13 protein-coding genes are annotated in these 21315 nt (G+C 59.2%); 11 read left to right on the forward strand and 2 right to left on the reverse strand.

The features are described 5' to 3' along the window. Positions 1 to 224 precede the first annotated feature (224 nt). Both R2676_RS16300 and R2676_RS16305 read left to right on the forward strand, forming a co-directional pair. Positions 225 to 1085 (forward strand): Fic family protein, encoded by an 861-nt coding sequence (locus tag R2676_RS16300; protein ID WP_206272421.1) that lies wholly within the window; start codon positions 225 to 227, stop codon positions 1083 to 1085. A 7-nt stretch (positions 1086 to 1092) separates the two neighbouring features. Further along, positions 1093 to 1596 carry a hypothetical protein gene (locus R2676_RS16305; protein ID WP_206272420.1) on the forward strand — a complete coding sequence of 168 codons (504 nt, stop codon included), beginning with the start codon at positions 1093 to 1095 and terminating at the stop codon, positions 1594 to 1596. 609 nt (positions 1597 to 2205) lie between these two features. Here R2676_RS16305 and R2676_RS16310 read toward each other — a convergent pair. Then, positions 2206 to 2421, reverse strand: a complete 216-nt coding sequence (locus tag R2676_RS16310; protein ID WP_206272419.1) for a hypothetical protein — start codon at positions 2419 to 2421, stop codon at positions 2206 to 2208. Positions 2422 to 2980: 559 nt separating this feature from the next. On the opposite strand from R2676_RS16310, the gene R2676_RS16315 reads away from it, so the two are divergent. The 3 genes from R2676_RS16315 (at position 2981) to R2676_RS16325 (ending at position 8805) form a co-directional block, all read left to right on the forward strand. Continuing rightward, positions 2981 to 3355, forward strand: coding sequence for a PHA-granule associated protein 4 (locus tag R2676_RS16315; protein WP_206272484.1), 375 nt, complete (start codon positions 2981 to 2983; stop codon positions 3353 to 3355). A gap of 314 nt (positions 3356 to 3669) precedes the next feature. Continuing rightward, entirely contained in the window at positions 3670 to 6504 is a 2835-nt protein-coding gene (locus R2676_RS16320; RefSeq protein WP_206272418.1) for a type VI secretion system Vgr family protein, read from the forward strand. A gap of 9 nt (positions 6505 to 6513) precedes the next feature. Then, positions 6514 to 8805 (forward strand): hypothetical protein, encoded by a 2292-nt coding sequence (locus tag R2676_RS16325; protein WP_206272417.1) that lies wholly within the window; start codon positions 6514 to 6516, stop codon positions 8803 to 8805. 8 nt (positions 8806 to 8813) lie between these two features. Here R2676_RS16325 and R2676_RS16330 read toward each other — a convergent pair whose 3' ends face one another. Next, positions 8814 to 9638, reverse strand: a complete 825-nt coding sequence (locus tag R2676_RS16330) for a formylglycine-generating enzyme family protein (RefSeq protein ID WP_206272416.1) — start codon at positions 9636 to 9638, stop codon at positions 8814 to 8816. 856 nt (positions 9639 to 10494) lie between these two features. Between R2676_RS16330 and R2676_RS16335 the strand changes: the two genes are divergently transcribed. From R2676_RS16335 to R2676_RS16360, 6 genes are all read left to right on the forward strand, one after another. After that, the gene (locus tag R2676_RS16335) at positions 10495 to 12369 is read left to right on the forward strand and encodes a hypothetical protein (RefSeq protein WP_206272415.1); all 1875 of its coding nucleotides are present in this window, start codon (positions 10495 to 10497) and stop codon (positions 12367 to 12369) included. A 118-nt stretch (positions 12370 to 12487) separates the two neighbouring features. After that, positions 12488 to 14212 (forward strand): GmrSD restriction endonuclease domain-containing protein, encoded by a 1725-nt coding sequence (locus tag R2676_RS16340; RefSeq protein ID WP_206272414.1) that lies wholly within the window; start codon positions 12488 to 12490, stop codon positions 14210 to 14212. A gap of 333 nt (positions 14213 to 14545) precedes the next feature. Next, the gene (locus R2676_RS16345) at positions 14546 to 15856 is read left to right on the forward strand and encodes a Wadjet anti-phage system protein JetA family protein (RefSeq protein WP_316857353.1); all 1311 of its coding nucleotides are present in this window, start codon (positions 14546 to 14548) and stop codon (positions 15854 to 15856) included. Beyond that, positions 15853 to 16524 (forward strand): DUF4194 domain-containing protein, encoded by a 672-nt coding sequence (locus R2676_RS16350; protein ID WP_206272413.1) that lies wholly within the window; start codon positions 15853 to 15855, stop codon positions 16522 to 16524. The genes R2676_RS16345 and R2676_RS16350 overlap by 4 nt, the downstream gene beginning before the upstream one ends. Beyond that, positions 16521 to 20153, forward strand: coding sequence for an SbcC/MukB-like Walker B domain-containing protein (locus tag R2676_RS16355; RefSeq protein WP_206272412.1), 3633 nt, complete (start codon positions 16521 to 16523; stop codon positions 20151 to 20153). The genes R2676_RS16350 and R2676_RS16355 overlap by 4 nt, the downstream gene beginning before the upstream one ends. Further along, positions 20153 to 21295: a DUF2220 family protein gene (locus R2676_RS16360; RefSeq protein WP_206272411.1), complete on the forward strand. Its 1143-nt coding sequence runs from the start codon at positions 20153 to 20155 to the stop codon at positions 21293 to 21295. Before R2676_RS16355 ends, R2676_RS16360 begins: the two co-directional genes overlap by 1 nt. Positions 21296 to 21315 lie beyond the last annotated feature (20 nt).

The raw sequence follows: 21315 nt of genomic DNA on the forward strand, positions 1-21315 counted from the left end.
GCCACCGGGGCTCTGTTCTGCCGTGGGCAACACTTTGCGTAACCGGCTTTTGAGAGGCACGACATGGCGTGGCGACTGCAAGACATTCTCGGCAAACTTCACAGGCGGCCGACGGACGGGTCTCGTCAAGTGTTTGCGTTGTCGAGGTCAGTCGTCGAAAGGCTATAGGGGTAGTTGAAGAGGTCCGCGGCTTTAGAGGCGGAACGCTATCGATACCGAAAATCATGCTTCAGCGGAATATGTCACCAGCGGGAATCAAGCTTGCGCACAGGCTTGACGTCCCTTTGGCTGCGCGTGGTCCCGCCACGTACCAGCAGGATTTTGTCGAACGCGACGTTCCCAACCATGCTTGGCTCTTGCCGAAAGAACTGGCCGAAGAGCTTTGCGCTCTGTGCGGGCAAGGCAAAACGCAGGCTGCGGGGAGCTACGGGGAGAGAGCATTTTCGCGCCTGCTCATCGACCTGTCTTGGAACTCGTCACGACTGGACGGTAATCGCTACAGCCGGCACGCCGCAGAGGAACTGCTCAATGGCGGCGCCCTTCGATGTGACATCGACACTGTGATGCTGCTCAATCACAGGGCAGCCATCGAGTTTCTCCTGGACTGCGTTCCGCAGGAGGGCCTTTCGACCTCGGTCGTCCAGAATCTGCACGCGCTGCTTATGCGCGACCTGGTACCGGACGGCGCAAGGTTGGGGGCCATCCGCAACAGCCAGCTTGGCATTGCGGGGACGCTCTACTCGCCAATGCGGGGCGCAGAGCAGGTGGGGCGAGTGCTGAAGTCCATTGTTGGCAAAGCCGCCCTAATAAGAAATCCGGTCGAGGCGGCCTTCTTCCTGTGGGTAAATCTTGCGTACCTCCAGCCCTTCGACGATGGCAACAACTGCACCAGCCGCCTGGTCGCAAATATCCCGCTGTTGCTTCACGGCTGTGCTCCTCTTGTTTTCCTTGGCGTCGGCCGTGACGACTACCTGCAAGCGATGTTGGGCGTGTATGAGTATCAGGATGTTGCTCTTGCGGTGGACCTGTTCTTGTGGACCTATCGTCGTTCGGTGAGCAAATACGGGATGCTGAAAGACATTTGAGGTGCGTATGGCACAGCGACTGAAGGATGTCCTTGGCAAGCTGTACAGGCCGCCGCTAGATGGTGTGAGGCAAGTGTTTGCGCTATCGAGGACGGACGCGGAAAGGCTACCGCAGCTACCATCGATTGCCGTTATTTCCATCACCGCACCAGAGCGCCCACCTGCAAATCTCGGCGGCTTCGCTCATGTGTTACGCATGAGCTTTGCCGACGTGGACTTCCTCAACCCGAATTTGTCGGAGCGTGCTCGCGGCAAGCTTGCATACGCCTTTACTGAAGAGCAGGGATATTCCATTCGTTCGTTTATCGAGTCGCTGCCCGCCGAAATCAGGTCTGTAGTCGTTCACTGCGAGGGCGGGTACTCGAGGTCCTGCGCAGTCGCCGTCGCGCTGCATAGGCTATATGGCTTCCATGCAGAACTGCCGCACCTTTCGCAGGCGAATCCGTCAATCGTGCATGTGATGACGGGTGATGGTTACGGGCGCCGCGTCCGGACAAAGCCCAATCGCTGAAACACTCACTCAGTGCAGTCTTGTTGCGGGAACAAGCGAGAGGCTAACTGGGGTGAGCATGTGGTCGAGACGCTTATGGATTGACGTAGGGTGACCTTCCTTGCGCTTTCCGAATGTAAGGCTGAACCGAGAGATGGCTCACTATGTTTGCGCCTACAAGGGTTCAGCCAAAAAACGTATGCATACCTTGATGGTTTGGCTACGGGTGGTGAGGCTGAGCTTAGCCCTCCCTGGCTGGATTGCCTGGGACGCACCTTCACTCAGCCGCCGCCCTGACTACTACGGTATGGAGCCGGCCTCGCCCGGTAGACTTTCGTTCCACGCCTCTGCCTTCGCCAGCGTGCCGGATGTCTCAGAACTGCCCCCCAGAATCCGGTGTCCCCTGCGCGCTGGTGCTCGTACCTCGCCCGCGCAGGCGGCAATGACCACATCACCGAAGCCCATCAGTTGGTTGGGGCGGCCCCACTGTCCGGCGGCATTCCGCGCGGCGGACAGCATGTTAGCGTCTTGCATCAAAGTATATGCAGCGCGGGGGAGCATGATGCGCAGATTGATGCCTGTGGCCGTGTGTGGCCCCATGTCATACCAAATGTAGCGATGGTCCGAGGCCTATTCTTCTGGACTACGGAATGGCTCACGCTGCTTGGCTCGGCAGATTTCAAGCTCTCGCGAAAGTGCGTCGATTTCTGTCTGCATGCTCGCGGCCCTCTTGAGCAACTGGCCGACCCCGTACCAATACTCGTAGCCGAGGTCCCCGTCCGCTAACGCAAGTTCGTGGAACTTGCGGAGTGCGATGCCCAGGTCGATTTTGTTATCGGATGCCATCGTCGTGCTCCCTTTTTGCGCACCTGGGTCAGCTTCGCTATCTGCCTACCGTCCGGTCCACGTGAGGTCATTCTAGGTGCCAAAGGCGTGAACGGCATGTCCGCCGCAGGCGGGAGGTGAGACGCTGTCGCTGCTTGGTTTGGTGCGGATAGGCGCTTCAAGGCGAGTTCTTCTTTTGCGGACCAATCTACCGGGCGCTCCCAGAGACACGGCTCCCCGGACAACGCCGAATCCAGAGCGTTCAGTCTCGCTACGAAAGGCCTATCGATACCCCACATTTTGGTGTCGAGTTTGGGATGGAAAGTTGCCTGCCACCGTAACCACGGATACTGTATATTTATCCAGTACTCGGGCCGATGGTGTTCAGTCAATCCATTGCGTCTGGGAGTGGCGAATGCATCTCGAAGACGGTTCGGTAAGTGCTTCGGACGTCTCCGTGAGGCGGGTGACCGCAGGAGATTCGCTCTATAGAAAACTAAGCAGGAGCCCAAAGAAAATGATGCAAACGGAACGGGTGGTAGGCACGCGCTGCCAACTCCCGAGGACCGATGTGCCGGCGATAACCACTGCGCGCGCCGGTAGTCGCGAGGAGGCGCTCCGGCTTGTTGGCTCCGGTGCAGTTGCGGTCGTCGAACTCGACTACGAATCTGGCTGGCAGGATGCGGTTGAATTGGGCCGGCTCGGCAGAGCCGTTGGCGTTCGTGTGGAGTTCCGTGGCCACGAGAGCATTGCCGTCAAATCACCGGCAGCGCTGGTTGCTGGTCTTGCGCGCGTGAAAGCTACATTCCGCCAGCGGAATCTCTACTGTCAGTTTGATTTGGACCGATTCTCAGCCGGTGAGCTGGAACTGCTCGAGGCAAAAGCGGAGAGGCTTGGTGACTACATCCTTGGTGGTCACTTACTACGGGATGTCGACGCAGAGTGGTTGGAGTAGCGTAGAGCTTGGCGTATTGAGGTGCGGCTTATTCACGGCTTTAAAACGGGTTACGGGCCTTGTCGTTCGCGTAAAGATTAACAATCCTTAATGCTCCGTAAATTCAGTTCCGGCATTCACCTTTAGGGTGCTGCTCCTGCACAATTTCCCGCAACACAGGTATTCAAAACGTTCAACACGAAACATCCTTAATAGGGATGTTGGCGACACGCCAATCCTCTAGTATTTGCAGCGCAAAAATCTTGTGCTGGGCCAGTTTTCAGGCCATCAACGACCGTGCATAGCCCAGCATATTCAACACCGCTGGGGAGAACATGGTCTCGATGACCGAGCTCGCGAGCCTACTGCGCGAGACCTTCACGCAAGCCAATCGGTTGCTGCGCCTACACACACCGTTTGGCGCGAACGCGCTACTGCCAGAGCGGTTCCATGCGCGCGAATGCCTTGATGATGGAGGCTTTCGGCTGGAGTTGAGCGTGCTCTCAGACGACGCCAAGCTCGACGCTTCCAAGGTGCTTGGCCAGGCCGTTCGGGTCGACCTGCTGACGCAGCAGAGCCGCAGCGCGTTGCGCCCCTTCCATGGTCACGTCACTCGCTTCGAACAGGTCGGAGCCAATGGTGGCTTGGCGCGTTACCGAATGGTCATCGAACCCTGGCTGGCGTTCTTGCGCTATCGCCAGGACAGCTTCCTGTTCCAGGACATGTCGGTCATCGAGGTCATCGAAAGCGTGTTTGGCGACTACAGTGGCCAAGGTCGGTTGGTGCCGGCTTGGCGCTGGTCATTGCGGGATGCGTCGGTGTACACGCGCCGCAGCGTCATTACGCAGTACGAAGAAAGCGACTTCGATTTCGTCACCCGGCTGTTGGCTGAAGAGGGGTTGTTCTACTACTTTGAGCACGAGAAGGCTGATGGTGAATCACTGGGCGTGCACCGCATGGTCATAGCGGATGCCAATGAGGTCTTCCAGCAAAACGCTCAGGCCTCCATCCGCTTTGGCAGGTCTGATGCCACAGCGAACGAAGACGTCATCGACCACTGGGCAGAGGTCGCTCGCTGGCAAACCAACGCTGTGTCGCTCTCAAGCGCCGATTACCGCGCCAACACTGTCCGCAAAGCTGAGCTCGGTTCGCCTCAGGATGGCGGCCAGCACATCACCCTGCAGGACACCGACTACCCGGGTCAATACTGGTTCGAAGACAGCAAGCAGGCCGAGCGCACCGCACGCCTCGTGCTGGAGTCCATCGAAGTCCGCAATGCGCAGACCGACGGCGGAGGTACGGTACGGACTCTAGCGCCGGCAACGACCTTCTCGCTCCTCGACCACTATGGGCATGACGACGCCGAGCGATTCGTCGCTTTGGCTGTCATCCATCAGGCACGCAACAACTTCAACGAACGTTTCGCACAGGTTCTCGCTCAAACCTTTGGCGGGACGGCATGCGCCGATACACAGGACCAGGCGTTCTACCGCAACCGGTTCACGGTCATCTCATCCAAGGTGCCGTACCGGCCTCAGCTGCAGGACGAGCACGGTCGACAACTGCATCCACGCCCGACGGTCGTTGGCTCTCAGACCGCGCTTGTAGTTGGCTCAGGTGGCCCCATTCACACCGACCGCGACCATCGCATCAAGATTCAATTCCACTGGCAGCGTGGAGCACGGTCGGCAAGCCGACAGGCACACCCCGCCGGCGAGGACAACGCCCGTGCAGACGCCAGCCTTGGTTGCTGGGTTCGCGTAGCCGTGCCGGTAGCCGGTCCCAACTGGGGTGGTGTCGCCTTACCACGCGTGGGCCAGGAAGTCCTCGTCGAATTCCCGTACGGGGACATCGACCGCCCGGTCGTCGTTGGCGCCGCCTATAACGGCAGCGGCCAGACCGATGCCCAGTACAACCAAAACCAGGCCGGTGCCGGAGGCGCTACAGGTAACGCGCCAGCTTGGTTTGCGGGGAGCGCCCAGAGCCAAGGTCCGTATGCGCACAATGCGGTGCTATCGGGCATCAGGACCCAGGCGCTGCGCAACAGCCAAGACGGCACTGGTGGCCATAACCAGTTGCTGTTCGACGATACCGCTGGCCAGAGTCGCACTCAGCTTGCCACGACGCAAGCGGCGAGCGCACTCACGCTCGGCCACCACAAGGACCAGAAGGACAACGCTCGCGAAGGTGACCTGGGCCACGGCGCGGCCCTCGAAACGGACGACAGCGGCAGCTTGCGCGCCGGCTCTGGACTGCTGTTGAGCGCGCACTCTGCGGATGTCGGCGCCTCATTCCTGGATAGCGAGGATGCAGCCAATCAAATCGAGGCCAGCAGTGACCTCGCGGAGTCCTTGGCCGACGCTGCGCGGAAGCAAAAAGCGGGGCTGCCTGACGAAACTTCCGCAAAGGACCTTCCGGCGCTCGCACAGCTTCGGCACACCACTGAGGTCTTGCGTCACGCCGAGACCGGTGGCCAAGGAGCCAGCGCTGTCGCATACAGCCAGCCGCACCTGCAGGTGTCGGCCCCGAAGGGCATCCTGGCCACCACACCAGCAGACGCTGTTCTGGTTGCCACAACACAGCTCACGGCCGTCGCCAAACAGGATGCCAACGTCGCCGCAGGCGGCAACCTGGCCATGGCCTCAACGGAAGGCATCAGTCTGTTCGCTCATGGGAAGGCGGTTGGCCAGACGTCTGATGCGACGCCAGGCATCGCTTTACACGCCGCAACGGGCAAGGTTGGTTTGACGGCGAGCACCGGTGGAGCAGCATTCGCAGCCGAGAAGCAGGTCACCTTCGCGTCGACCCAGGCGAGCGCCACCGTTGAGGCCAAGAAGCACGTCCTGCTTAACGCCGCCGGCGCTCAAATCAAGGTGACGAACGGGACGATTGAGCTGCACGCACCCGGCATGGTGACTTTCAAGGGTGCCAACCACAACCTCGTGGGTCCAGGCGGAGCGCAGGTCAGCAACACCCTGCCCAAAGGGAAGCCGCCCTATGACGAGCAATTCGTGCTGCGCAACAAGGAGACCCAGGAGATTCTGCCCCATCACCCCTATGTCGTTGAGGACGCCAAAGGCAACGTCCTCGCACAGGGCATGACTGATGGGCAGGGGCGTATCTCCCGCGTCTACACGGCCAGTCAAGAGGGCATCAAGATTTTCTTCTAATCAATCGCCATGGCATTCGAGCGCTCACCCGCATCACCCGTCCAAGACACTCCCAATCCAGCACTGGCCGCTGAGAGCCGCGTTGGTTTGGAACGCCCACCGGTGCGCGGGACGGCGACGACCAATCCCATCAAGGGCAGCAAGGTCGTCGTCGACTATGTGCCCGACCCGCTGTTGATATTCTGCCCCCAGACGGGTGAGTTCATGTGTATCCCGTCCAAGGATGTGACTCAGTTCGAAAACGAGGCGAACTTTCTAGACCACGTCATCGACACGTACCACAAGGCGAACGCCAAGGCTGATGAACTGGCTGAGCAGTTGCATAAGCTGCAAATCACTCCGCTATCGAGCCCGGCGGAATACAGGAAGGCAGAACAAGCACTGGAGCAGGCGTATGCGGAGGCAAAGGCCGCGCAAGAGAAGCTTCACGGAGCGCTCAAGCCGCTGGGCAAGATGGACAGTGGGCACATGTCGATTGTCGAAATCATCCCCATCTACAACGCGTCTGGCGGACCGGTGCGCAAGTTCCGCAAGTACACCGCGCGCTACGTGCGCTCAGACCGCATCAAGAGCAACTGGGACCGCTACGTCCCGACAGGCTGGGAGAAACGCCAGGGCACGGCCAAGGAAAAGGACTCGGGACAGAAGTCCTTTATCAAGAAAGAGAATGACCAGTACAAGCTCGACAAGGATGAGTTGAAGAAGGGCGTGTCGACGCTCAAAACCAAATTCAAGGCCGATTTTCTCAAGCTTGAGACGCACTGCGTCCAGGGGGCTTTGTGGGACTGGGCCGATGGCTGGAATAAGCATCTGAAGTACGACCGCGCGACCAGCAACCCGAACGCGAAGTGGAACAACAACATCGACCTTACCGCGCAAGCGCAAGTGATGCGCTATTTCGCGGGCTATGGGCTCTCGACGGAATGGGACCCGCTCAAGGGCAATTGCGCCCTAAAGGCTAGCGCTCGGGCCGAGGTTGCCATAGCCGAAGCCAAGGCCGTCACGACCATGTACCACCCAGACCGGGTGGGATGGGTGTGGAAGCTGACGGACAATCCCAAGGACACGTCCACTGCGATTCGGTTTGCCGCAGAGCTGGCACTCTCGGGAATGGTGGGCGCGAGCATTGTCGGCGAAGCCGGCCTCGCGGTCGATTGGACGGATGAGAAACGCAAAGAGCTTGGCTTGTTCGGTGCAGCCGCCAAGGCGACCCGCAGTCCACGAAAGCTGAACGTCAACCAAAAGCCAACCGGCCCGGGCGCCACGACAAAGCCAGAAGACAAGCACCTCGACCCGTCGGCCAAAGCTGAGTTGGAAGTCTTTGCGGGCGCCAAGGCCGAGGTGAAGCTGTGGGGCGGCCTACAGTGGTTGAATCCCGAGCAGTTGGGCCTGGGCTATCAGGAATTCGCCAAGGTTAGTGACTCCGTGTCCGGTCTGCTTGGCATCGGCGCCGGCTGCATGGTGGAATTGACCTACGCGGCGGGCAAGTTCCGCTTCCGCATGATGGCGAGTGCGTGCTTGGGCTTGGGTGCGAAGGGCAAGCTCGAACTAGAGGTGGACATGGGGCAAATTGCCCAGTTCTGGATGTGGCTGGCGTATCAGCTCTATCACGCCGACTACAGGCAACTGAAGTTCATCGCGAGGGAGGCCTTCGAGTACATCATTAAGCTGCACTTGATGATTGTCGAAGGCACGATTAAGAAAATTGAAGATGTCGTTGGTTGGGCTGAGGCTTCCATTGACGAAGCGTATGACCAATTGATGAGTCAACTCGAGAAGGAAGACCGTCGCGTTCGACTGATGAACCGAATTCTCGCGAACCCATATGACTTTCTTCGCTACACCGCGCCAGAAGCTAAAGGAATCATGCTGTACCAGATGACGCGGCATGACTGGAGAATTGATGGCCTGGACGGCCGCAACCATGGCGGCCGCTACTATGGTCAGCGCAAGGACGCCGTGATGGCGATTCTGCGGGCAGCTCAGACCCGCCGCGACTTCGACAACATCATCCAGCACATGTCCCCGAACGGTTCAAAGTGCACCGATACGGTGACAGCGGAAAACCGCAAGCAAGTGCGGGATTTCCTGAACATGGCCCTCGTGGGGACCGCCAAGGACGGGCAGCAGATGGAAGACTTCTACAACAACCTGCAAGCCTCCCTGAAGTCAGAGCCGACCCGAGGGTATCCGATGTTCAACAATGATTCCCCGCAGTACGCTGAGCAGCGTACCTGGGGCATCGACCACTCTATGCTGGCGGACATCGGCTCAATGGGGATGCCGCCCACTTACGCGTAGACGGTTCGTTAGGGGGCAATCTTCGCTGGGGAGTTCACTACACAGCGGAAACCGGTGGTGGCGTGCCGCTCCGAAAAAACCGTCCCATCGTCGTTGATGAGCGGTTTCATTTTTGGTGCGGCTTTCTGCCGATACATCGCAACACCGGTTACGTAGTCCCCCTCAATCCCGCGCATTACCTTCTCGGTACCGGACTCAGGGCCCAATGGGTTCTTCCGTGGCGAGTGCTCGTAGTAGGTCTCCGAGAACCAGTCATTGACCCAATCGGTACCGTTGCCCGTCATGTCATATAGCCCCAAAGGGTTGCTTGGGAATTTACCGATAGGGTAGACCTTTGGTGCAGACGATTTACCGTCAGACATCAGAGCTTTCCGTTGCGCGTAGCTGACCACGTTACGGCCCTCTTCGTACTTCCCGTTGTCCGTAGCGTAGGGCACGAGCCGGCCGCGGCTGCGCGCAGCGTATTCCCACTGTGCCTCTGTCGGAAGGTCAAATGGCAAACCAGACACCTTGCCGAGCCAAGTGCAGTAGTCCTTCGCCTCTTGCCAATTGACCCCGGCCGGCACGTTTGGAACTCGTCGCAATCGGGCTTCGTAAGGCAGCGTGGCGATATGAGGTTTCCCCTCCGCGTCTGAATAGACATCGAAGTCCGCATACGTCACCTTGTACCTGCTAATAGAGAAACCATCGAGCTGGACCTCATGGACCGGGCTTCCATAGCCATAGCTGGGCACGAGAGGCATTTTGTCCGGGGTCGACTCTGGCCCGAAGTCACCCATCTTGAACGTGCCGCCCTTCACGAAAACGAGGTCCGCTTTGGACTTGGTAACCAATGCTTGGACTGCGGGACTCGTATCGAGAGCCCATGCATGCGAGCCAGCGAATAACGCTACTGCAGTCGTCAGTGTGCGGAGAGTCTGGGGGGGAATTGGCAGCCAGGGCATTGTGAGCGCGGACGATACAAGCGGAGAAGAGCCCATATTATGGAGAGAAACCTGGCCACCTCCCCATCTCGTTACACATATGAAGATTCGGACAAATGACCCCGGGGCTGCCTCTGTCATGGAATATCTGCGAGGGCTATGAGCGTTCGCACTTTGCAGGGTCCTGAGAACAAACTGAGACATCGCTGCGTACGTTCATCCGAGTCGTTCCCACCCTTCGCTCCTCACCCATTCGTCCACTGCGACCTGCATGCAGAGTGCGGCATTGAAAACTGTTCAGTGGCAATTGCGGTTCATGGCAAATCCGGGCTCGTAAATTTTTCGCGAAAGACCGGGGTCTCGGCAGTAACCGCGACACAATGTGCTGTAACGAGCCTCACCTCGAGGATTGTTTGGCTTAAATCAGAATTAATTATTATTTATTTCAATGGAATTCCCTTCCGTCGGGCTAATACGAACGAATGGGCTGTGGTCGGAGGTCGCTTGGCGTATGAACTCCGCTGAGGCGTACCCCCTCCAGGGTGGGGTGCCGCAAGGGCTGAAGAGAACTTTATAACGTTTCTCTACAAGAATCGCCGGGATGGGCGATAAATCATTTGTTTGCGAAAAATCACGAATGTCGGGCCTCAGTCGTGTCACCTTCCTCGTGACAAGGGAGAGTGGCCCAGGCCGTACAGATAATCGAATACACGGCCAGCATCGAATAACCTGGCCGAAATCATAACGACATCAGCACCTCGTCTCAATGTCCTCCGTTTTGCGCACCGCAGTTGGAAAAAAGCTGTTCGACTCACTGGGCGAACTGCTTGTTGGCAATCATCTTGAGCAGAAGGAACTCACTGTTTCCGAAGAGCGCCACGAGCGCTACATGGCAACTTGTTTGGTGACCTGGTGCTTCGACCATGAGCTCACAGAAAACACTGTAGCCGGCAACGCTGCCATTGCGGAGCGACATTTCGGCTACAACGCGTCAGCACTGAACGCCCATGTGTCGGGACTCTGCCGGGAGGCTCATAACAATCGCGACTTGCGTGGCCGTTTCATGCAGCGCATCGATACGGATGACGCGGATTCGCTTGAACACTCAAGTCAGAACCAACTGGTCCATGATTTCGGCGCCTTCACCGTGCACCGGTCTTGTCAGCCGTGTGGCGGTGACGGTCGTGTCAGCTGTTCGGGCTGCGGAGGCAATGGAAAGCGTCGCTGCGGGAGTTGCGGTGGCGGTGGCACACACACGCGCATGGTGACGCGCACACGCTGGAACGGACGCCACAACGAGTCGTACACCCAATCCGTGACGGAAACGTGCGGTGGATGCGGTGGTTTCGGCAAGGTCGTATGCACAAGTTGCGGCGGGTCCGGGAAACAACGGTGTCGTGCTTGCGATGGGCACGGCCGATTTACCGATACCACGCATGTGAAAGCTATCGCTAAGCCGGCTTGGCATGTGCCTGCGCTTTCAGGGCTCTCTGGTGCTGCGCTAACACACGCACTACGCCGATATGGTCCTCAGCATGCCCGTCGACTTGTTCCACTCGAGCTCGCCGAAACCGGCTACAACGAAGAGGACAACTGGGTTGTGCATTACGTTGGCGAGGCCGAAGTCGTTGAGCTGGATGTCGGCGTAAAGGCAACGCCATACATGGTCGCAAGCGTTGGCTCTCGAGCCACTTCAATTGTGACGCCGCCCATTTTCGACCAACTGCTGGCGACAGAGTTGGCTCGTGCCGTCAGCGCCCAAAACACGAAGCGTCTTTCAGGGAGACAGGCACGGCGGCTGTTCGGTGAGTATTGTGCTGTCCCCGTGCTGGATGCAGGGCTCAGGGAGATTGCGCAACTGCCAAAAGACCGGTTGGGCGACAGCGGCGCTGCTCTCCAGAAGGTCGCTGGAGGCTTCATCTCTGCCGATACGTCGGCAGCCATTGGAAAGTCCATCCGAAAGGTCCTGGACAAGGTCTCGCCGGCGAACTCCAAGGTTGCCTGGGGTCTAGTTGTCGCAATACCCATTGTCCTGGGCTTTGCATTCGGCGCCGACTCCTTTTATATGCGAACTACCCTGACCGCCGGCAGCGTCATCGGCGGCATCATGCTGGGGGTCATCGCTGCAGTGCTTGGAGCGCTCATCGTTTCGCCGGCCGCATGGGCACTCAGTGCGAGTGTGAGCGCTGTCGCGCGCAGACGTGTCCCCAAGTCATACCGCCAGCGCGGTCGAAACTGGGCACCGTTAAAGGCAGCGTGCCTGAGCGGAGCAGTAGTAGGCATGCTTGGGGCGGGATATGGGGTTCTTGGCATATACCAATGGGCGCCTCGCGTTCGTGATGCGGCGGCACCGGCGGCGAATTGGCTTGTCCAGCATGTCCGACCCAGTTCGCCACTTCACGTTCTTGGCACCTACTGGCTCCCTCCCGTGGTTGCCACAATGCCCGTCGTACGCCCAACGGAAGCAGAAATGTATCGCGACATACAGCGGTTGCTTATTGCGCGCGGCTATCTGAGGGGACAAGCAGATGGCAATCCTGGTCCGCGGACACAGGCGGCCATCACCCGATACCGGGAAAGGCAGCACATTTATGGGCCGCTGTCGACCGAGCAGCTCCTCGCTCATCTGCGCACTCATTGACGTTGTTATGGCCACCTGCTGCCTCAAGCTTCGCCATCGCGCTACTTCGGAAGTACCGGGGTAGCGCGGGACTTTCCTCGCCGAAAGGCCATCTCTCACCGTTCAGACAAGCCCAACAATGCAACAGCAGAACATTCCGATTGGCACATTAGTAGATATGTACAAACGCGGTGAGCTGAGGCTCCCGGAAATTCAGCGGCACTACGTTTGGCGAGCAACGCGTGTCCGCGACTTGCTTGATTCGCTCTATCGTGGCTACCCCAGCGGTTCCATCTTGATGTGGGAAACCGACGAGCCCGTGCCAACCAGGGATTTTGCGATTGAGCAGGACTTCAGCGCATTTGCTGGGCGCAAGCTATTGCTGGACGGTCAGCAACGACTGACTTCCCTTACCGCTGTGCTCAATGGCGAACCCGTATCGGTGCGAGGGCGGAAGAGGCCCATTGATATTCTGTTTAACCTGGAGCACCCGGAGGGCCCCCCGACCGACATCGTTGAGGTCGAAAGCGATGAGGCGTCGCCCGTAACACCCGACGATGAGCTCTCGGACGACGCGGAAGACGCCGAGGAGAGCGACCAGGCGCTGCAAGAAAAACTCAATCGTCGGACGTTTGTTGTTGCCAGCAAAACGCTGCTCTCGCTGCCCCAGTGGGTATCTGTCAGTGAAGTTTTTCGCAACGCAAACGATGCGGAGATTCTCGGGCGGGCCGGAATTGAGTCAATCTCGGACCCTCGTTTTCAGAAATACTCTGACCGCCTCAAAAAGCTACGCGCCATTAAGCAGTATCACTATGTGGTGCACGTACTCGAGCGTGGCATGAGCTATGAGGAGGTCACCGAAATCTTCGTGCGAGTCAATTCACTGGGGGCCAAACTTCGCTCCTCCGACTTGGCGCTTGCCCAGATGACGTCGCGCTGGCCGAACCTCCTGAAAGAGCTCGAGCAATTCCAGGACGAATGCGAGGAAAGCTGGTTCAACATCGAACTGGGTCAGTTCGTGCGTGCCATCGTAGTCTTCTCGACCCAACAGTGCCTGTTCCATCGTGTCGCGAGTATCCCAGTCGAAAAGCTACGAGTAGGCTGGGAGCAGGCAAAGGCGGGGCTGCGCTTTGCCATCAACTTTCTGCGTGCCAACGCAGGCATCGAAGATGAATCCTTACTGTCTTCGCCCATGTTTATTCACGCGTTGGCGGTAGTGAGTCACATCAAGGACAACAAGCTCACCGCCGATGAACAAAGCCGCTTGCTGCACTGGTTGCTGGTCGCGAATGCGCGAGGCCGCTACTCGCGTGGGTCGACCGAGACCTTGTTGAATGAGGACTTGGCGATTTTGTTCCGCACTGGAGACATTGCGGCCTTGATGGAACCAGTGAAACGTCAGTTCGGCCGCCTCCATATTGAGCCTACAGACCTCGCTGGCCGTGGTGTCAACAGCCCACTGTTTTCCCTCGCGTACCTTGCACTCAAAGCCTCGGGTGCTAAGGACTGGTATAGCGGCCTAGGCCTTTCGCTGACGCATCAGGGCAAGCTGCACTTCATTCAGTGGCATCACATCATCCCCAAGTCCCTTCTCAAAGGTGACTTCGAGACTGGAGAAATCAACGAAATTGCAAACATGGCCTTTATTACCGGCCAGACGAATCGCCGCATCAGCAACAAGGATGCATCTAGCTACTTGGCGGACATCGTCAAAAAGCAAGGGCAAGAGGCGCTCAGTAGTCAATGCGTGCCTACCGACTCGGCTCTCTGGGCTACCGAACGCTATCGGGACTTTTTGCAGTTCCGGCGTAACGAGTTGGCGGGGCGAATGAATCGATTCATCGAGGAGAAGGCGGCACTCTAACGCGTCTTCAATTGGCAACGCGCGGTAGCGGTTCAGTGCAGCTGCTGCATCAGTGGTTATCAGAGCAACGGGGGTAGAAATGCCAGAAGCTGACGTCTTTGCCGATGTGACGCCAGTACCGGAAGACGGTTTCGATGCCGTAACAAGCGACGCTGATGGGAGCAATCTGCTTTGATAGTGTCTGACTTGTTGCCGGAACCCATGACCCCACCAGCGGGTCATCCTGTGTTCTTTGAGGCGGAGCGCCAGCGGTTCTTCCGTCCCCTCAACAGCTCCCGCCGGGAGCTCGTGGCTGCATGCCTGCGGGCACTCTACGACCGACTACACGGCCCCATGGCCGACTATGCTCACAACCTCACGCGGGATGCGCTGCGTGAGCTCCTGCTGCCGGTTGTTCGACAGTACCAAAGCGTCAAGGCACAAGAGGGTGGTGACGATGAGCTGAGCGGTGCGGAAGCCGATGACCCGCAGGCGCTCGTCGGCATGGTCATCCGGGCACTGCTAACTGATGCTTGGCTGGAGCAGTTCGCCGACCGCACCGGCCTCGTCACGGCCTTCCGATTTTCTCGACCGGGGAAGCTGTTCGCCGAGGCTCTCTGGTCGTTGGACCGCCCTAGCCGCAGCCGGCAACGGAACATGCGCGGCTGTCGAAATGCGCTGGACGCGGCGCTGTCCGACCGCGGGGACGCGCACGACCTGGTCGACGCTTACGAGTACGCCGAGAAAGTCATCGAGGATTTGACTGATGGCATCGACTACTTCCAAGAGCTGGTCCGGCACCTGATGCAGACCGCCTCGGTGCAAACGCAATGGAGCGAGTTTGTCGAGTTCCTGGACCGCTTCCAGCGTGACTATTCCAAGCAGCTCACTGCCGATAACGCAACGCTTAACCGGCAGGCCATCGTGCAGAAGCTGGAGCGGCTTCGCCTCGTCACCGAAGCCAAGTTCAATCGGATGGACGAACAGCTGAGAGACATTGCTCATTGGGCCGTGAAGGAGCACGTCGGCTCATCCGTCTATGACTGGCTCCTGAACCGCATTGAAGACATCGTCGACGCTGCGTGCCAGTCGAAGCAGCCTGGCTTCCTGAAAGCGATGGAGACCTACCTGAAGCGGGTCAATGGCTTGGCGCTGCAGTCGATGATGTTGCGCGCAGGCCAGACCCGACATGCCTACCTAGCAGCGATTCAGCAGGTCGCAGAGGTCCCCAAGGAACAACAGGACCAGCTACTCATGCACATCGGGCAGTTCTTGGCGCCGGCAGAGGTGCGGTTGCTGGACCCCGCGAGCTTCAAGCTTCGGACGGCCGCCCAGCGCCGAAAGGCGGTCACGATTTCCGTTCGGCCGCGACCCTCTCGCGAAGAGCGCCTGGCTGCAGCCATGGCTCGCGCCGAGGCGGAGGCCTTCTCCATCCCGAACGAAGAGGTTGCCCAGTTGCTCCGGCGGGACCTGCGTATCTTTCAACATCCCATTCGTGTTTCAGCGCTCCCAACGGCCACCGCCCGCGACGCCCTTCGTGCCATGCAGGCAGTGGAGGCGGTTCGAAGCGAGGTCGGCGCAGACCTGTCCGTCAAGAAGCTGCCCACCCGCTTGGAGAACGAGCTCTACAGCGGCAACGATTACGAGATTGACCTCAAAAAATGAGTCTCCTGTCCCACATCAACGAACAGATTGCACTTGCCAACATCAAGCCAGACCGGTTCCGGGAAATCATCAACCGCCTGATGGCCTACGGTGCCATCGTGCGCGAGGAGGACCGGGTTGAGCAGCAGCTGTATGACGACGCCAGGCGCGTCGAGGGCCTGCTGGAGGACTACTTCGACATCGCCGGGTTCCGTTTGCACCACGACAGCAATAACCAGTTCTATCGCCTCTACGTGGCGGGCGCCGTAGTCGATGGGCTGCCTGAGGACATCCTGGAGCCGACGCCATCGCTGCGGGCTCGGGTATCTCCCGACTTTGTTGCGATGGCCCTTGCGCTGCGCTTCCTGTATCAGAACAAGCTCAACACGGGCGACATCCAGCCCCAGGGTGAGGCGCTGGTGAGCTTCGAGGAAATCGCGGCCACCATGCAGACGCAATTAAAGCGTCCTCTGCCGAACGGCATGGGCGACAAGATGGCCTTGCTGGCCGAGTTGAAGCGGCATCGCCTGCTCAGCTACACAGCGGAGTTTTCGATTTCAGATGAAGATGCGCTGCTCGCTATCCGGCCAACTATCCTGGGCATCGTGTCCAACGACGCGCTGAGTGCGGCTCTGGAAGCGGAAGGCGTAGTTGACCAAGAAACGTCCGTGGAGGCGACCGACCAATGAAGCTCGACCGCCTGGTGCTTGTAAATTGGGGGCAGCTGCAGCCCGGCAACTACGAGCTGGGAAACATGACGCTGCTCACGGGTCCAACGGGTGCAGGAAAATCGACGATGCTCGATGGTCTTCAGACCATCATGACGGCAGCCTACCAAGGTATCGTGGCCTACAACCCTGGCCAAGAGGAAGTCCAGCAAAACCATCGCCGTGGAAAATCCAAACGCACCCTTGAATCCTTCGTGGTCGGCGCCGAGTACAGCCTCTTCTCTCGGCCGGCAGGTGCCCAGGGATACCTCGCGGCGGTCTTTCGTCCAGGGCCCGAGGACGGCTCGGCCAAGATGTTCACTGCGCTCGTAGCCGCCTCGGCCCGCGTGGACGGTTCAGGAGAGAGGCGAGACGCGAAGTTGGAACGTCTCGTCCTGGTCATCATCGAGGACGCCGCGCTGTCGGTCGAACAGTTCTTTGAAGACATGGACCAAGGTGTCTGTGTGCCGGTCGAAAACATCGTTAGGCAGTTGAAGGCCCGGTACCCAAAGGTCGTTACCTACGACGACCACAAGCGCGATTACCTAAGCGGGCTTTACGGCAGGTTCCGCGGGCGCGTGTCCATTCCCTGGGACGAGGCTCAGAACGCGGCCCGGGCATGGTCGCAGTCGATTGCTTACAAGCCCATCGGCTCGGTTCATGACCTAGTCCGGGACGACATCCTCGAGTTCGATGGAAAACTACTGCAGGAGAGCATCACCCGCATCAGTGACCTGATGCGTCAAGTGACAAACTTGAAGGTTGAAGGCAAGCGCATTGAAGCGACCGTCACTCGACTTCGTGAGCTGAAGGAGGTTATTGGCAAGACGACCGCCAGCTTCGAGGAACAGGTTAAATATGACTTGCTCCTGGCCAAAGTGCAGCTGGCTGCCGACGAAGAGCGCATCGCTTCGGAGCTGGAGAAAATCAAGGACGACAGAGCGTTGGTCGACCAGCACAAGCTCAAGGCCGAAACCGAAGCAAAGTTAAAGCGCAACGTTGATAGCGGCCGCATTCATATTGCAGCGAAGTTAAGCGGCATTCCGGCCCACACCGAGAAGAAGACGCTTGACGAGCGTCTTGAGCGGGCGACGTCGGCCGCGCGCGCCAAGCTCGCTGAGCTGAATGCGGGTCTCCTTGCCGCGGCGAACATCAAGAACACCGGCGACGCCATTGCTGGGCGGCCGGTGCCGGAGCAGTTCCCAAGGTTACGCGCGTCTGTAGATGTCGTAGCCGAGGCCCTTGCATCTACCAATGTGGAGCGGTTAGCCGGGCTGCTCAATTTCGTGGACGATGCGAACTGTGATGACGTCCTATCAGTAGAGAAGCTGCTTCAGCTGGCCTCTGCATTTGACGGCATCGACGCCGGCCTGAGCCAGTTGCACGACTCGTTAGTTGGTGCCGAGGGTAGTGTGCTGATGGCTGTTGCCGCAGAATCTGCATCGCTGGGCCAGCGCGTCGAGACCGCGAAGAGGGAACGCGGTGAGCTGGCTGCCCGTAAGCAACGACTTGCGGCCGGCGCGGGCAACTACAACCGGGACACCGTTCTCGCGCTAGAGCGCATTCGAGAGAGGTTCGCCGACGCTGGTGTCCAGGTGTTATGCGACCTCGTTGAGCCGGTGTCCGAAGAGTGGCAAGGTGCCATCGAGGGCTACATGGACGGCGCGCGCTTTAACCTCATCGTCAAGCCTGAGTGGGAAGCCCCTACGATTGACTTTCTGAAGTCTTGGGGTTCGCGCTCGAAGGTCGTTCAAGGCAAGCGATGCTTGGAGCGTGCCGACCAGTCTCGTGTGCCGAGCACTTCCATCATTCACGAGTTGCGCACCGACCACCCTATCGCGCGGGCCTATCTCATCGAGCAGTTCGGGTCTGTGGTGAAGGTGGCGGACTCCGAAGAGCTGCGGCGCACCCCGCGCGGCCTCACCCAGGATGGCAAGGGCAGCGGTGCGATGACGATGTTCATCTGCGAACGTCGGGACTTTGTGCTCGGCCGCAGGGCTCGTGAGCGGGCGCTGCAGCACACCACTGAAATGTTGGTGGCCGCTGACAAGGAAATCGGGGAGCTGGAGAGCTCTCAAGGCACTCTGGAGAGTTTTCGGAAGTTGCTCACTACGCTAAAGGAGCCGACGTTCGACGCCCAGCCCTTGGCCCAGCACGCAAGTGACATTGACGCCACGCGGCGGTCGCTGTCGCAGCTTGACTTGACCGAGGTCGAACAGCTGCGGACGGAACTGGCCCGCCTGGAAGGCCTCATCCAAGCGCATGACCTGGAAATTGAGGCGGCAAAGAGGACGGTCACGCTCGCCGAGCAGCGCATAACCACTGCGGAAGGCGTCATCGAACGTATCAAAGGGGGGCGGGACGCTCGTTTCCAAGAGCGCGAAAACCAGATTCGCCGCCTGAAGCACCTTTGCGAAGCGAACTCAGAGAAGACGTACACGGTGATGGCCCAGGAGGTGGACGACATCATTGCGTCTCACACGTACGAAATCCCTGCCGTCCAGGCTCGGCTTGCTCATCTGCGTACGCAACCCGAAAAGCTTTTGGGCGACGTGCGCGAGATGTTGGCGGAGTACAACGCTGCTGTTCGTACTGACGAACGCTTTCAGGCTGCGTTGCCGCACCTTACGGATGCGCCGTCCTTCGACCCCTACTATGGTCCCCTGGTTCTCCTTGGGCGCTCGGTCAGCACGCTTCACAACGAGCTTGAGAGCATTGGCCTGTATAACAATCGCGCCAAGGTCGAGGAGGCAGAACGCTCCTTTCACGACGTCTTCACCAAGCAGTTCTGTGTTGAAATCAAGAGCAAGGTCGACGAAGGCGTGCGAATGCTGCGCCAGTTGAACGTCGAGCTCGAGAAGCTGAAGTTCGGCACCGACCGCTTCAGCATTGACTGGTCGAAGTGGGAGCCCGAATTCCAGGAGTATTACGCCTTCTTTTCCGCCGTTGCGGAACTGGCTGATTCGCCGGATGCCGTCGACCTGTTCGGTGAGACGGAGCTGTCGCCTAAGCACATCGAGGTCCGTGACCGTTTGGTCGGGCTACTACTGGACCAAGACCAGGACAGGGCGGGGCGCGAGCTGTTGCGCATTGCAGACTACCGCAACTACCGACGCTACGAAATCTGGAATGACTCGGACAGCGGTGGCCGCATCGCCCTGTCGACGTGGGGCACGGGCTCCGGTGGCCAGTTGGAGACGCCGGCGTACATTGTGCGCGCCGCCGTTGTGACCAACCGGCTGCGCCTGTTCGATAAGGGTGCCAGCTTGAAGTTGCTTGTTAGCGACGAGTCTTTCTCTCGCATGGACGAGCCGCGTGCACGCGCCGTCCTGCGGTATCTGCGAGACAGCATGGGCTTGCAGCTGGTCAGCGCGATGCCGACCAAGCACGCTGGCGCGCTGCGCCCAGAGTTCGACCGCGAGTTCAGCTTCAGTCGGATGAACGTGCCAGGCAACGGCGAAATCGACTTCGTCTCGGAGTGCGACGAACGCATCTTCAAGAAGGACCGCATGCGCGAGGTCTGGGAAGCGCAGCGTCAGGAGGTTCGCGAACAGGCCAAGCTGCTCTTTGATGCGGCAGAGCCTGAAGAGGCCACGGGAGCAGAAAAGTGATGGAGCAACCGCTTTGGCTTCAGTCTTCGTCTGTTCAGCAGTTGCTGAACCTCCTTGTGGACCGAATGGATTCTGCCGAGCAAAGAGGAAGCGCTCGTACGCAGTCGGTCGCTCTTGGGGAAAGGACTTGGCCGGCTCTTTATAAAGCTCACCGCGAATCGGAAAAGGAAGAGCTTTGGGGCCACGCGGTCCAGCTGGTGCGTTGGGGGTGGCTCACGGTCAAGCCAACCGCGGCCATCGGGTCCCGCTCAGGCTATGCCGACTCGCCGCGCGTCACGGTTGCCAACGAGGTCGAAGTGAGAAGGACGGTTGGGCGCGTACAGCGCGTCAAGTCCGCAGCCGAGCGCTGGCGCGAGGCCGTCCGCGATGGTCTCCAGGGGAGCGCAGAGGTCAAGGCGGCTGTCTCGGAGTTCTGCATCGATATGCCTGACCACACCATGACGGAGGTTGTCGGGCGGCTGAACGAGCTTCCCGCTCTTGCCGGCAAGCCCATGCTGCTCCGCGAAGTCTCCTCTCAACTGTTCTGGGGCATGTCGAAGGTCCTGGACAAGCGGCAGAACCTTGTCGCTGCAGTCTTAGGTGTCGACGAATGCCCGTTTCCGGATTCTCCGATTCAGCTGCAGGTGTTCCTGCCGCCGACGGGCTGCCGGGGCGTGCTGTTCATTGAGAACCTCATGAGCTTCGAGCGCGCTATTCGCTCGACGAGCTCGGCGTTCGACGGACTGGCGCTGGTCTACGCGTCAGGGTTCAAGGGAAGTGCTCAGCGGCTGCGCACGCCGGATGGTTGTTCTCTCTTCTACGCGGCGCGCGGCGGCATCAGTCAAAACCTTCGAGATGGCTTCGAGGCCTGGCTCTTTGGAAAAGATGCTATTCCGGCCTTCTTCTGGGGGGACCTGGATTGGTCTGGCATGCGCATCCTGTCTGCTATGCGTGCAAGTTTTCTGGGCCTCACGGCTTGGGAACCAGGCTACTCCCAGATGTTGGCCGCTCTCATAGAAGGCAAGGGGCATTCACCGGAAGCCGCCGACAAGCAAGGGCAGAAGGCGCTGGGCACCTCCGGTTGTGCCTACGCGGACGCCCACCTGATACCCGCGCTGCAGTTCTACGCAAGGTTTGTTGACCAGGAGCAAATCAACCCGTAGCGCCCCTCTACGCGGCGGCG

Source organism: Ralstonia flatus (assembly GCF_958439105.1).
Taxonomy (GTDB): domain Bacteria; phylum Pseudomonadota; class Gammaproteobacteria; order Burkholderiales; family Burkholderiaceae; genus Ralstonia; species Ralstonia flatus.

Excerpts from the sequence above, each read along its gene's own strand:
- R2676_RS16340 (WP_206272414.1), top strand. The coding sequence starts at position 12,488 with ATGCAACAGCAGAACATTCCGATTGGCACATTAGTAGATATGTACAAA.
- R2676_RS16350 (WP_206272413.1), top strand. The coding sequence starts at position 15,853 with ATGAGTCTCCTGTCCCACATCAACGAACAGATTGCACTTGCCAACATC.
- R2676_RS16325 (WP_206272417.1), top strand. The coding sequence starts at position 6,514 with ATGGCATTCGAGCGCTCACCCGCATCACCCGTCCAAGACACTCCCAAT.
- R2676_RS16355 (WP_206272412.1), top strand. The coding sequence starts at position 16,521 with ATGAAGCTCGACCGCCTGGTGCTTGTAAATTGGGGGCAGCTGCAGCCC.
- R2676_RS16310 (WP_206272419.1), bottom strand. The coding sequence starts at position 2,421 with ATGGCATCCGATAACAAAATCGACCTGGGCATCGCACTCCGCAAGTTC.
- R2676_RS16335 (WP_206272415.1), top strand. The coding sequence starts at position 10,495 with ATGTCCTCCGTTTTGCGCACCGCAGTTGGAAAAAAGCTGTTCGACTCA.
- R2676_RS16345 (WP_316857353.1), top strand. The coding sequence starts at position 14,546 with ATGGCCGACTATGCTCACAACCTCACGCGGGATGCGCTGCGTGAGCTC.
- R2676_RS16300 (WP_206272421.1), top strand. The coding sequence starts at position 225 with ATGCTTCAGCGGAATATGTCACCAGCGGGAATCAAGCTTGCGCACAGG.
- R2676_RS16360 (WP_206272411.1), top strand. The coding sequence starts at position 20,153 with ATGGAGCAACCGCTTTGGCTTCAGTCTTCGTCTGTTCAGCAGTTGCTG.
- R2676_RS16320 (WP_206272418.1), top strand. The coding sequence starts at position 3,670 with ATGGTCTCGATGACCGAGCTCGCGAGCCTACTGCGCGAGACCTTCACG.
- R2676_RS16305 (WP_206272420.1), top strand. The coding sequence starts at position 1,093 with ATGGCACAGCGACTGAAGGATGTCCTTGGCAAGCTGTACAGGCCGCCG.